This is a genomic window from Streptomyces sp. NPDC001714, assembly GCF_042892755.1.
Lineage (GTDB): Bacteria > Actinomycetota > Actinomycetes > Streptomycetales > Streptomycetaceae > Streptomyces.
In genome coordinates, this window is the sequence record NZ_JBIAUL010000003.1 from 26888 (window position 1) to 39366 (window position 12479).

13 protein-coding genes are annotated in these 12479 nt (G+C 70.3%); 4 read left to right on the top strand and 9 right to left on the bottom strand.

Features of this window, described 5'->3' with window-relative positions:
* Window positions 1-199: 199 nt before the first annotated feature.
* A complete protein-coding gene (locus tag ACFY0P_RS08925; RefSeq protein ID WP_388908936.1) occupies window positions 200-787 on the bottom strand; it encodes a hypothetical protein in 588 nt (195 codons plus the stop codon).
* 435 nt (window positions 788-1222) lie between these two features.
* On the opposite strand from ACFY0P_RS08925, the gene ACFY0P_RS08930 reads away from it, so the two are divergent.
* Window positions 1223-1900 carry a GAP family protein gene (locus tag ACFY0P_RS08930; RefSeq protein ID WP_388908938.1) on the top strand — a complete coding sequence of 226 codons (678 nt, stop codon included), beginning with the start codon at window positions 1223-1225 and terminating at the stop codon, window positions 1898-1900.
* A 259-nt stretch (window positions 1901-2159) separates the two neighbouring features.
* Here the strand turns inward: ACFY0P_RS08930 and ACFY0P_RS08935 are convergent, their stop codons facing one another.
* From ACFY0P_RS08935 to ACFY0P_RS08965, 7 genes are all read right to left on the bottom strand, one after another.
* On the bottom strand, window positions 2160-2558 hold the full coding sequence (locus tag ACFY0P_RS08935) for a DUF3500 domain-containing protein (RefSeq protein ID WP_388908940.1): 399 nt from the start codon (window positions 2556-2558) through the stop codon (window positions 2160-2162).
* A gap of 221 nt (window positions 2559-2779) precedes the next feature.
* A complete protein-coding gene (locus ACFY0P_RS08940) occupies window positions 2780-3067 on the bottom strand; it encodes an SCO5918 family protein (RefSeq protein WP_388908942.1) in 288 nt (95 codons plus the stop codon).
* An 82-nt stretch (window positions 3068-3149) separates the two neighbouring features.
* Window positions 3150-3560, bottom strand: a complete 411-nt coding sequence (locus tag ACFY0P_RS08945; RefSeq protein WP_388908944.1) for a hypothetical protein — start codon at window positions 3558-3560, stop codon at window positions 3150-3152.
* Between the two features lie 85 nt (window positions 3561-3645).
* Entirely contained in the window at window positions 3646-5181 is a 1536-nt protein-coding gene (locus tag ACFY0P_RS08950; RefSeq protein ID WP_388908946.1) for a DEAD/DEAH box helicase, read from the bottom strand.
* A 264-nt stretch (window positions 5182-5445) separates the two neighbouring features.
* Window positions 5446-5652 carry a cold-shock protein gene (locus ACFY0P_RS08955; RefSeq protein WP_351720824.1) on the bottom strand — a complete coding sequence of 69 codons (207 nt, stop codon included), beginning with the start codon at window positions 5650-5652 and terminating at the stop codon, window positions 5446-5448.
* A 231-nt stretch (window positions 5653-5883) separates the two neighbouring features.
* Window positions 5884-6222, bottom strand: a complete 339-nt coding sequence (locus tag ACFY0P_RS08960; protein ID WP_388908949.1) for a MerR family transcriptional regulator — start codon at window positions 6220-6222, stop codon at window positions 5884-5886.
* Window positions 6223-6572: 350 nt separating this feature from the next.
* Complete coding sequence (locus tag ACFY0P_RS08965) at window positions 6573-6917, bottom strand: hypothetical protein (protein WP_388908951.1); 345 nt, start codon at window positions 6915-6917, stop codon at window positions 6573-6575.
* A gap of 327 nt (window positions 6918-7244) precedes the next feature.
* On the opposite strand from ACFY0P_RS08965, the gene ACFY0P_RS08970 reads away from it, so the two are divergent.
* A complete protein-coding gene (locus ACFY0P_RS08970) occupies window positions 7245-7937 on the top strand; it encodes a hypothetical protein (protein ID WP_388908953.1) in 693 nt (230 codons plus the stop codon).
* A 456-nt stretch (window positions 7938-8393) separates the two neighbouring features.
* On the opposite strand, the gene ACFY0P_RS08975 is transcribed toward ACFY0P_RS08970, so the two are convergent.
* On the bottom strand, window positions 8394-9959 hold the full coding sequence (locus tag ACFY0P_RS08975; protein WP_388908955.1) for a glycoside hydrolase family 32 protein: 1566 nt from the start codon (window positions 9957-9959) through the stop codon (window positions 8394-8396).
* A gap of 159 nt (window positions 9960-10118) precedes the next feature.
* Between ACFY0P_RS08975 and ACFY0P_RS08980 the strand changes: the two genes are divergently transcribed.
* On the top strand, window positions 10119-11528 hold the full coding sequence (locus ACFY0P_RS08980) for an extracellular solute-binding protein (protein ID WP_388908957.1): 1410 nt from the start codon (window positions 10119-10121) through the stop codon (window positions 11526-11528).
* On the top strand, window positions 11525-12472 hold the full coding sequence (locus tag ACFY0P_RS08985; RefSeq protein WP_388908959.1) for a carbohydrate ABC transporter permease: 948 nt from the start codon (window positions 11525-11527) through the stop codon (window positions 12470-12472). Before ACFY0P_RS08980 ends, ACFY0P_RS08985 begins: the two co-directional genes overlap by 4 nt.
* Window positions 12473-12479: the final 7 nt, after the last annotated feature.

Consider the following 12479-nt stretch of genomic DNA (forward strand, 5'->3'; position numbering starts at 1 on the left):
GTCGGTCCTCTACGCGTCGGTTGCGAGGGACGCCGAACGCCCGGCACCGAAGCGCCCTCGCGTATCAATGCTCGCCACGGATGTACCGCCTCGCATCCCGGCCACCCCGGGGCGGCATCCGGGTGGTCACAGGCGCGACGGCCGACCCACCGGCGCGACGGGTGGCGGGTCGGCTCCGGGCGTCGGCCGCGTCCGGACCCTAGGCCGAGGCCTCCTCCAGCAGCTGCTGGAAGGCGGGCGTGGCCACCAGCTCCGCGTTGGCCGGGTTCTCCAGCGCCGCGCGGAACTCGGTGGTGTCCAGCACCCTCTGAAACGCGTCGTCCACGCGGTGGTCCTTGTAGATCTGCTGGACGGTCAGGTCGGGATAGGCGCTGACGAAGACCCCTGCGGGCTCCTGGTGGGCGAGGAACCAGTCCTTGACCCCTGGATCCTTGATGCCGGGGAACCCTTCGCTGTGCGAGAAGACCTTGTCGAAGCGTTCCCCGACCACCGTCTTGGCGAAGTCGTCGATGTAGGTGTCCCAGGAGCCGTCGAAGACGCTGGCGAACATGAACCTGGTGTCGTTGTCGAAAATGACGTGCCGTGCGTCATGCAGCGTGCCGATCTGGCGCAGCGCCGCATGGACATTCTCGTCATTCGCCGCGTCGCTGAGCCAGGTGAGATCCTCGCGCAATGCATCGGCCTCGCCCGGCTTGATCTTGGTGAAAACGGTGAACTCGTTGGAGACCCCGTCCGTCCTGCCCGGGTGCTCAGGGTGAGCCGGCGGGGTTGCGCCTGTCGCAGTCATCGCGAAGCTCTCCTGTCGCGGATCGGTGCGAGAGTCGCCAGGCGCTCGGACATGAGGCGCCATCGCCCTCACGTCTTCAATCCTCACTGCGGCTGAGCTCCCTCGCATCTCGCCCCCTGGGCCTCGTGGTCACCTGGGGTGGTACGTCGAGAAGCTCCGGCAATTGCGGGATCGCCTGCCCGGTGCGGAAGGCCGACGCCGGGCTCCTCGCGTCCCGAGAGGCTCCCGAGGACAGATCCGGCCAGGCGCAGGAGGATGGAGTTGGGTGAGACGTGCCGAGTACGTCGTCATCACCGTCGTCCGGCAGCCACTTGCGCGCGGCCGTGAAGAAGGTGTCGCTGCCCATGGCACACCACCCCGTTGGGCCGCCCAGACGGCCGGGGCACCCGCTTCCGCCACCCCCTTGCTCCACTGGATCGCCCCCCGGAGGCAACCATGGGCCACGTTCTCGGTGACGTACTGGGTTTCGCGGCCGCCGTCGCGGTCAGCCCGCTCCCGATCATCGCCATCATCCTCATACTCGCCACGCCCCAGGGCCGGCTCAACGGCGTGCTCTTCACCGTCGGCTGGATCCTGGGGCTCTCGGCTCTGGGCGCCGTGATGCTGGCGATCGCCTCCCCGGCACACGCCTCGGCACACAACCACCCGGCCACCTGGGTGGGTGCCCTCAAGCTCGCCCTCGGTCTGCTCCTCGTCCTCTTCGGCGCCCGCCAGTGGCACCGCCGCCCGAAGGATCCCTCGCAGGCCCAGCTGCCGAAGTGGATGAGCGCGATCGACCGCCTCACCCCGGTCAAGATCTTCGGACTGGGAGTGGCCCTGGCCGCGCTCAACGCCAAGAACGCCCCGCTGACCATCGCCGCGGGCGCCGCGATCGGCTCCGCCGGCCTGCCGGTCGGGCAGCAGATCGGGGCGCTGGCGGTCTTCGTGGTGGTCGCCACCCTCGGTCTGCTGGCCCCCCTGGGTGTCTTCCTGCTCGGCGGCGAGCGGGCCAGGACCACGCTCGGCAACTGGAAGGACTGGGCGGCTCAGCACAACGTCGCCGTGATGGCGGTCCTGTTCTTCGTCCTGGGGCTCAAGCTGCTCGGAGACGGGATCTCCATCCTCACCTCCTGACCGGCTTCCCCGACGGTCACGGAGAGCCGCAGCACGCACCGGCTGTCGGCGCCGAACCGCCCGCCTCGGCAGCGTCGGCGGGCTTGACCGCGCGGGCACCGCCGGTTGCCCCGCCGTGGTGGTGTCGTCCAGGACGATGCCGCCGGCCCGGGAGAAGTCGCGGCCGGCGGCGCCGCCGGAAGCAGCGCCGCCGGGACCGCCACCGCCGACCGGACCGTCATGCGCAGTGCCGAAGACAGCGAGAGCGGCGAGCGGTTCATCAGAAGGAGAACTTTCCGCCGTAGTCACGGGTGTGGTCGCGGTAGACGGTGTGGTGGTGCACGCCGCTGTAGACCACGCCGTTCTGGCAGACGAACTCGATCCAGACACCGGGTCCGTCGATGCGCACGTAGTCACCCTGGCTGCTCAGGGAGCTGCTGCCCGAGTACGAGATGTAGGTGCTCGACAGTTCCGACCGGTAGGTGGAGAGCAGCGAGGCGGAGGTCGTGTCGTCCGCGACCTTGACCCACGGGGTGATGGCCGCGAGGACGAGCGCCTGCTGGGTGCTGGAGAGTCCGCTGACCGCGAGGCCCTGCCTGGCCGTCGGGAACTGGCCGTCCTTGCCCGGGCCCAGCAGTACGTCGCTGTACGACGTGGAGAGCTTGGCCTGTGAGTTCACCCAGGAAACCTGAAGTGGCTGTTCCCGGCCGTCCTCTCGGTGCTGGACGGAGCGATCAGCACTCGGCCAGGCCCGTGCGCCGGATGGACGCGGCAGTCCTCCGCGCCGTCCGCCATGAGCCGCCGGAGAAGAGCGGCGGCCGCCTCACCGCAGTCGGCGGCCTCCGCATGGCGGCCCGGCCTCACCGAGTGCTGCGCAGAACGCCATGTCAAGGAAGCTCGTCACCAGTTGAGCGCGTCCTCGTCGGTTCGCGCGTCCCGGGGCGGCGCGGCCGGGGGCGCGTCGTGGCAGGTGAAGCCGAGCCGGGTCAGCGCGTGGCGCATCTCGACGGATGTGAAGTCCCGGCGGTTCTGCCTGGTGATCACCTCTCCGACCTGCATCACGGGATAGATCTGGCCGTCGATGGTCACGGACACGCCGGTGACGGGTTCGGGGATCACGCCGCCCATCGACTGCTCGACCTCGTTCTTGCTCAGCTCGAAGGGGAAACGGGCGATGACACAGCGCATGGATGCCTCCGCGGGGATGGGTGAGAACGCCGGGGGAAGGACTCTGGAGAGGCCGGACGCGCTACGGCGGCCGGACGGCGGATCAGGAGGTGAGCCCGAGGACGCCCAGGGCGTAACCGTGCTCGTCGACCACGGGGGAGACGTCCAGTATCCGTACCCGCATGGCGGCTTCCGCGTCGCCGAGTGCGGCCGTCGACGCGGTGAACGGCCCGCGGTCGAGCGGGATGTCCCGCAGCCGGGTCCGGTCGCTGAACCACGAGCCGCCACGGTGCGCGGCGAGCTGGTCCCGGGTGACCAGTCCCGCGCACCGCCCGTCCTCGTCCTGGAGGAGGAGGTGCGGGACGCGGGCTCCGATGAGCACCGACAGGGCCACGTCGACCGCCATGTGGTCGTCGACCTGCGGCCCGGGGGCGTGCAGCATGGCGTCACGGGCGGTCAGACCGGTGCCGTCGGTCTTGCCGGACCGGTGTGCTCGGGGCGGAATCGGCGTCAAGGGCTTCTCCTCTTCGTCGGGGCGGGCCGGAAGGTGACGTCCCGGCGTGACCGCTGGGAGCGGGGGTGCGGTGCCCGCGCCCGGGCTAATCGGTGGGCCTGGGGGCGGAGCGCCGCGCGCGGGCCGCGGCCCGGCCGCTCCCGCCTCGCCCGGCGGCCGGGCCCCGGCGGTCACGGCCGGCGGATCCCTTGCCCTCGCGCTGTCCGGCGACGGGTGCGGGGACGCTGACCGGTACGCCGGACGGGGTCCGGGCGCCGGTGATGCGCTGGAGTTCGGCCGCGCCGGGACGGATCCGGGCGGTACGCGGAGTGATGCCGGCGTCGGCCATGAGACGGTCCACCGCTCGGCGCTGCCGGGGCAGGACGAGGGTGACGACGGTGCCGGACTCGCCCGCGCGGGCGGTACGGCCGCCGCGGTGCAGGTAGTCCTTGTGGTCGCCGGGAGGGTCTACGTTCACGACCAGGTCGAGGCGGTCGACGTGGATGCCGCGGGCCGCGACGTTGGTGGCCACCAGGACCGTGACGTGGCCGTCCCTGAACCGGGCGAGCGTCCGGTTGCGCTGCGGCTGGGACTTGCCGCCGTGCAGGGCCGAGGCGCGCACACCGACGGACAGCAGGTGCTCGGTCAGCCGGTCCACCGCGTGCTTGGTGTCCAGGAACATGATCACGCGTCCGTCGCGGGCGGCGATCTCGGTCGCCGTGGTGTCCTTGTCGGCGTCGCGCACGTGCAGCAGATGGTGCTCCATGGTGGTGACGCTGCCCGCCGGCGGGTCGACCGAGTGCACCACGGGGTCGTGGAGGTAGCGGCGCACCAGGAGGTCGATGTCACCGTCCAGGGTGGCCGAGAACAGCAAGCGCTGCCCGCCGGAGGGAACTTGGTCGAGCAGTGTGGTCACCTGCGGCAGGAAGCCCATGTCGGCCATCTGGTCGGCCTCGTCGAGGACGGTGACGGCGACCCGGTCCAGTCGGCAGTCTCCCCGCTCGATGAGGTCCTTGAGGCGGCCGGGCGTCGCGACGACGACCTCTGCCGCGCCCCGCAGGGCACTCGCCTGACGGCCGATCGACATGCCGCCCACCACGGTGGCGAGCCGCAGTCCGAGGGCGCGGGCGTAGGGCGCGAGCGCGTCGGTGACCTGCTGGGCCAGTTCCCGGGTGGGGACGAGGACGAGGGCGAGCGGCTGCCGGGGCTGGGCGCGCTGCCCGTCGAGGCGGGCCAGCACCGGCAGTCCGTAAGCGAGCGTCTTGCCCGAGCCCGTACGGCCCCGGCCCAGGACGTCCCGGCCCGCGAGCGCGTTCGGAAGGGTGGCCGCCTGGATCGGGAAGGGCACGGTCACCCCCTCGGCGCGGAGCGCGGCCAGCAGCCGTACGGGCATGTCCAGTTCGGCGAATGCCTCGACCGCGGGCAGCGGCTCGGTCAGGGTGACGGGCAGAGCGAACTCCTGCCGGCGTGCGGCGGAGTGCGCTCCCCGGCCGCTCTTGCGCCCGGTGCCGGGACGAGGATCCTGGCGGCCCGTCTCCTGACCACGGAGGCGACTGCCGCGCGTGGATCCTGTCGGGTGCGGGGCACTCCTGTTCACGCGGGCACGGCCGGAGGTGCCGCTGGTACGACGGGTGCGGTTCAAGGGGGAACCTTCCTCGATACGGCGTATCAAGGAATTCCGTCCAACAGCGGGCAGCCGTACGAGGAATCGCAAGAATGAGCCGAAGAACACAGAGAGAAGCCCGGCCTCTCGATGTCGAAGCCAGGGCCGTCAATAATTCGGGGATCCGGAAGATGCGGGAAACCCGGAAAATCTGGTAATGAAATGACCGGGGCCCGCACCCCAAGAGCGCGGGCCCCGGCCACATGATGCGCGAGCCCGTGGCTCGCGGCGTTCGCGTCAGCGTCAGGCGGGAACGATGTTCTCGGCCTGCAGGCCCCTCTGGCCCTGCGTGACGTCGAAGCTGACCTTCTGGCCTTCCTGAAGCTCGCGGAAACCGCCGTTGCTGATGATGTTCGAGTAGTGGGCGAACACGTCAGCGCCGCCGTCTTCCTGCTCGATGAAGCCGAAGCCCTTTTCCGCGTTGAACCACTTCACGGTGCCAGATGCCATATTGAATCTCCCTCGGGGGCAGTGCCGGACTCCGCACTTCACGGAGCCGAGTCGCCGCGATGATCACCCCTCCGGAAGAATCCGGAAAGCTCTGCAAAGAAAGATTTCTCTGGCAACCAAAACTGCAACAGCTATCACGCTAACACAGCCCGGGAGGACCCGGCCATGCACTTTTCGCGTCCGTCCGGTAATCCTCATCCCGCCGGAGTCGGTATTTCTGCACCGGCGGAACTAGATATTCGCGTCGCCCTCGTCCAGCTCCCGGCGCATTTCCCGGTTCAGGCGGAGGGCGTCGTCCAGCTGGTCCTCGAGCGAGATGATGCGGCAGGCGGCCTCGATGGGGGTGCCCTGGCCGACCAGCTCGCGAGCGCGGGCGGCGACGAGCAACTGGCGGCGGGAGTACCGGCGGTGACCGCCCTCCGAACGCAGGGGAGTGATCAGCCCGGCCTCACCGACGGCCCTCAGGAAGGCGGGGGTGGTGCCGAGCACGTCAGCGGCCCGCCCCATGGTGTAGGCGGGGTAGTCGTCATCGTCGAGGTTGCCGACGACAGGGTCGTTCTCGGCGGCCATGACACCTTCGTTCCGGGAGCGCGGCGGGGACCCAGGTGTGCGTGGGACCCGTGCTCCGAAGGAATCAGCACCATCTGCGTCGTGCCACAACCCTATCTCCGCCGGGTAGGAACAGGTGACTTCGCCGTGACAGGTTTCCTTCCGGGACCCTCGATGTCCATTCCGTCCGCCGTTCGCCCGTTACGGGCGTCCTGCGCGTTCGCGTGCGGGGAGAAGCGCCGGGCATGCCGGTGCGGCGAAAGACCGGGCCGGTCGCGTGGTCGCCGTAGACGGCGGAGGATCGCCTCTCGCCGTCGCCGGGGAAGGGCGGCGCGAGCCCCCGCCGTTCCCCGGCGGGAGCCTGCCGGGGCCTACGTGCGCAGCAGCCGTTGAGTGAGATCCCGGTACTGGCGCAGCGCGATCCGGAGTTCGGTGGAGTCCGTTTCGGGATCCCGGTCCTGCCAGCCGGCGCGAAGGCCGCGCCGCATCTCCGCCAGGGCGTTCGCCAGCTGGGCGGCGGCTCGGTCGAAGGCGCCCTCGGCCTCCTCCAGCGCCTCGCGCGGGGTGTCCGCGAAGGTGTTGACGGCATGTCCGAGGCGGCGCACGATCTCGTCCCGTTCGTCCGGGGCGAGCAGCGGTTCCGGGCCCGTGACGCGGCGTCCGTCCGGGGCCGGGGGCCGGTCCGGGGGCTGCTGGGCGCGTGTCTGGTCGTACATCGTCGTGTGTACCGCTTCCGTTTGCGATGAGGGGCACCGCCTGGAGGCGCCCTTGGCCTTCCCGACGGACTGCTTTCAGGCTTCCGGAGACCCGGTCGCCCCTGCCCTTCATGGCCCTCAGCCGTCCCGGCCGTCCCGCCAGTCAACGTCCGGCGACGGTACGTGTCAACGCGGCACCGGCCCGAGTCCACCCGGCCGGGACGGGACCGGCCCGGAGTACGGTGGAGAGACCGAGGGCATGCCGTGCACCGCCTCCGACACCGGTGCCGTTCTCGGGGATCGACGACGCCGGGTCGGCCTTCGCCCGGGCCCGGGGCAGGGTTGCTCATGCCCGCGCACGTGTTCCTCCCGATGACCTTGTCGCTCCCCGCGGTCCGGCCCGCACGCGGCAGGCCGCGCACCCGCCTGCCGGACTCGCCGAAGGCGGAGCGGATCTCGTCGCCCGAGGTGGCCGAACGTGTCCGCCCGCTGACCCGTGGTCAGGTCTCGGACCGTCTGCAGGAGCTGGGTGACCTGTACGCGGAGACCTCCGGTGGCGACGCGTGGGCGTGGAACCAGGCGCGTGCGGCCTTCCTTCTCCATCTCGCGGCCGACGCACGACGACCGGGGTTCTCGCTGCTGATCGCGGAGACCACCGCCCTGGCCGGATACGCCTACGGCTTCCCCGCGACCGGCGCGGGTCCGTGGTGGGCGGGGTTCGACGGACACGTCGGGGGGAGCCTGCTTCGCCGTGCCGCCTCCGGTGGGCTCTTCGTCGTCTCCGGAATCGTGGTGCCGCCTCGGGTACGCCGGGAGTACAAGGACCAGGTCTGGAACCTGGCCCGGCGCCTGCAGCGGCGACTGCTGTCCGACCACGGTGCCGCGCTGGGCGTCACGCTGGTGGACACCCGGGACGACAGGACGGTCGAAACCATGCGCTGCTGGGGCTGGCGCTTCCCGGGAAACGACGCCCTCCCCGCCATGCGGCTGACCATGCCGCCCGGCCCGTTCCGCGTCCTGGTACTGGCTCCGGGGGCGTGAGCGACCACCCGAACATGACGGAGCCCCCGGCACGTTCCACGTCGTGGACCAGGACCCGGGGATGTCCGAGGCCGACCGCGCGCGGGCGCCGACGGGAGCGTTGCCGGTGGTGTCGGTGGTCCCGGGGATGCCCTCGACGACAAGGTTGTCTCCGGCCCAGAGGTACGTGGGCCGGTCCGCGTCGGTCGAGCAGTTCCGGTTGTGGTGACAGGCCGAGGGCTCCCAGAAGGGCGAGGACGGCACGCTGGCGCGGGCCGAAGGACGTGGTCAAGTGGTCCCTCCCGTTTGGATGCCCGCAGAGGGTGCTCGAATGCGCACTGGTGTGCGGGCAGCGAAGGGATCGTATGGGGGTGCCGTGATGCGGCGCATGAGAATTAACAGGGCTCCTGACCACGACGTGTCGGCGCCAGGCCGTGAATCGAACTCGCGCTCTCCCCGGGTGGGAAGCCGGCCGCCTCACACGGTGAACTCCCGTATCACCACGTCCCGGAAGACGGCCGTTCCGTCGATGGTGAACAGCGCCAGTCCGGTGTCGACGAGATAGGGGAACGCCTCCGTGGAGTGCACGTACCGTCCGTCGTCCACGAACATCTCGACGGACGTACGGTCCACCAGGATCCGCAGCGTCACCGTGCCCGCGGACGGGTCGAAGGGTGTGTGGCTCTCCTGCCAGTTGCCGGAGGTGTCGGGGTTGACGGCGCCACGCCGGTTGAGGAAGGCGAAGTCGCTGTAGACGCCGGCGTCGATGTGCCGGCTGCCGTCGGCGGAGCGGCGCAGCTGCACTCCCGCGCCGGTGAGTTGCTCCCAGGTGATCCGGCAGGTCAGCTCGTAGGCGATGCCGGTGTAGTCCAGTACGCGGCTGCCGTCGACCTCGATGTCGCCGAGGTCCACCGTGCGCGAGACATGGTCGTCCAGGGCGGCGACGGGTCGTGAGGCGAGGCAGTACGCGCCGGAGGCCGTCCGCTTCAGTGTGACCTCGCGGACGATCGAGTCGGTGCCGTTGAAGCCGTCGCAGTCGATGGTGGGCGTGGTGCCCGCGTAGTCCCAGTTGTTCAGCCAGCCCATCGCGTACCGGGTGGCGGGGTCGGTCGAGCCGTCGGCGCGGTGCTTCTCGAAGGTGACGGCGCCGTACCAGTCGAAGCCGTGGTCGAGCCACTGCGGCTCTGTGGCGTCGGCGGTGAACGTGCTGCCGTCGAAGCCGCCGGTCCAGTACGCGTACGTGTTCGGCAGCCCCGAGCCCTTTCCGTTGGCGCTCACTCCGAGCACCCACTTCGCGGTGCCGTCCGCGGCGGTGATCCGGAACAGGTCCGGGCACTCCAGCGCACCGAGCCCCTCCTTGACGAAGCCGCTGACGTAGGTCCACCGCTTCAGGTCGTCGGAGTGGTAGAAGCCCACCTTGGTGCCCTCGGCGAGGGCCATCACCCAGCGGCCGCGCTCCTCGTCGCGGATCACCTTGGGGTCGCGGAAGTCGGTGACGCCCGGGTTGGGCAGCACCGGATCGGTGCCGTAGCCGGTGAAAGTACGGCCCTTGTCCGTGGAGTAGTACAGGAACTGCTCCTGGTGGTCCGTGCCGCCGCCGGGCGACAGGGTGGCGAGGACGACGACCGCGCCCGCCCCGAATCCCGCGGTGTTGTCCGCGTCGACCACCGCCGAGCCCGACCAGACGTCACCGTTGGGGGTGGTGTCCTTCGGTACGGCGACGCCGCCGTCCCGGAAGGTCACCAGGTCGGTGCTGGTGGCCAGGCGCCAGGCCGTGCCGACGACTCCGGTGAAGTAGTCCGCGTTGTACAGGTAGTAGTAGTGGTACGTGCCGTCGATCCACAACGGCCGCTGCGGGTCGTTCTTCCAGCCGTCGGGGACCGTGTGGTGGTACTCGGCGCGGTAACTGGCGCAGGCGGTCGCCGTCTTCGGCCGTGCCTTCGCCGGCTTCGGCGCGGCGGCCGTCGGCGACGCGGGCAGCACAGCACCCGCCACCCCCACGGCCGACCCCGCCAGCAGCGCTCTCCTGGACATCCCGGGCATCACACATCGTTCCTCTCGTGAGAACGGCGGCTCATGTGATGCAGGACTGTGCGACCTAACTCGTTAAAGGTCAAGGCTTCGGGACTCTTGACATGGCTGTGACGCGCTTCCCATCATCTGGGGCGTCAACCCTGATCTAACACGAGTTAGGCACATTGGATGACCGACTCGAACCTCACCCGCCGCGCCCTGCTGCGCTACGGCGCCTACGGGGCGGGCGCCGCCGCCCTGGCCGGCACCGCCGCGAGCTGGGACCGGCTCACCGGGGCCGACATCCCCGGCCGCGACGACGGCTCGCTCGTCGTCGCCACCCTCGGCCCGGCCTACGGGCCCGAGGCCATCCGCACGCTCACCGACGGCTTCCGGAATGTGCACCCGGACATCAAGCTCCGGATCAACGCGGTGCAGGCCGTGGACTGGTCGGACTTCTTCGCGAAGATCCTCACCCAGATCGCGGCGGGCACCGCCCCCGACCTGGTCTACGTCGCCACCGAGGGCGTCCAGCTGTTCGCCCAGCGGCTCGGGGTCCCGCTGGACCGCTGGGTGAAGCGGGACGCGGCGGAGCTGAAGGAGTACTTCGCCGACGTCCACCCCTCGCTGGTGGAGTCGATGATGTACGAGGGGAGCCTGTACCAGCTGCCGGTCGAGTTCAACGCGGCCGACATGTACCTCAACCGGCAGGTGCTGCGGCGGGCGGGCGCGGACTTCCCGGCGCCGGACTGGACCCGCGACGACTTCACCACGCTGTTGCGGGCCATGAAGAGGTCCAGCGGTTCCCAGTTCACCCCGTACTTCTGGACCAACCGGCTGTGGGGCGGCGTGGTGCCCTGGCTGTTCAACAACGGCACCAACCTCCTCGCCGAGTCCAAGGCACCCGGCGGCGCCTGGTTGTGGGACTCCTTCTACCCGGCCGCCGAACGCACGGGCCGCGGCGGCGGCTTCCGCTGGACCACCCCGCAGGCCACCGACGACCGCGTCGAGGAGGCGTACGACTATCTCGCCTCCCTCATCCAGGAGGACCTCTGCACCCGCCCCGAGGGCGGCAACGGCCAGAACCTCGTCGGCGTCTTCTCCACCGGCCGCGTCGGCGTCACCCCGGCCGGCGGCTTCTGGGCGGGCGGACTGCACCAGGCCGGCATGAAGGCCGACGCCTACGACGTCCAGTACTTCCCCCGCCTGCGCACCCAGCGCATGCAGTTCGGCGCCGCCGGCTACGCCCTGCTGCGCACCTCCAGGAAGCAGGAGGAGGCCTGGGAGTTCATCAAGTACGCCGCCCGCAGGGACACCCTCACCGCGCTGTTCGACACCAACCAGACGACCCCGGCCCGCCGGTCGATGCTGACCGCCGGCCGCTATCAGGAGACCGGCCCGGCGCACTGGCAGGTCTTCTACGACACCCTCGACACGTTCCCCGACACCGGGCCGATCCCGGCGCCGCCGCAGGTCGCCGAGGTGACCGAGGTCCTGCTGAAGTACACCGGCACCGCCCTGGCCTCCCCGCGCTCGGTGCGCCCCGCGCTGCGCAGGATGCAGGGCGACCTGGAGAAGGCCATGGAGCGTGCGATATGACGAGCACTCAGATCCCCGCGCCCGCACGGACGTCGGCCCGTCCGTCAGCCGCCCCGCGCCGGTCCCCCCGGGACCGCGGCACCCGCCTGCTGGCCACCCTGTTCCTGGCACCCACCGTCGTCGGCATCGTCGTCTTCACAGTCGTACCGATCGTCGGCTCGGTCGTGCTCAGCCTGTTCCACTGGAACGTCATCGACGCCCCGAGCTTCGCCGGGACCGCCAACTACCGTGAGGTCTTCGGCAATTCGACCGTGCTGGTCTCCTTCCGCAACACCCTCGTGTTCATGGTGTTCGCGGTCGCGCTGCAACTGCTCGTCGCGCTGGCCCTGGCGCTCACGCTGACCGGGCGGATGCCGACGTGGCTGCGGTCGGTGTTCCGCTCGGCGTTCTTCTTCCCGCTGGTGCTGTCCGCCGCATCGATCTCCGTGGTGATGAAGTACCTGTTCAACCAGGACTTCGGGGTGGTGAACTGGCTGATCGGGCTGGTCGGGATCGCCCCGGTGCCGTGGCTGACGTCCGAGAACGCGGCGATGGCGACGGTGGTCATCGTCTACGTCTGGCAGCAGTTCGGTTTCTCGTTCCTGCTGTTCGTCGGCGGCCTGAACAACATCCCCAAGGAGGTCCACGAGGCGGCCTCCCTCGACGGCGCGACCGGTCTGCGCAAGCACCTGCACATCACGCTGCCGCTGCTGTCGCCGACGCTGCTGGTGGCGACCGTGGTCGGCGTGATCAACGCGCTGCAGGTCTTCGAGCAGCCGTACGTCCTCACCGACGGCGGGCCCGGTGACTCCACCCGCACCGTCGTGATGGTCATCTACGAGACGGCGTTCGAGCAGTTGCGCTTCGGCGAGGCGTCCGCGGTGGGCGTGCTGCTGTTCGTGCTGATCATGGCCGTGACCGCCGTCCAGTTCCGGCTCAGCCGGCGTTTCGTCCACTACCAGTGAGCCGGGT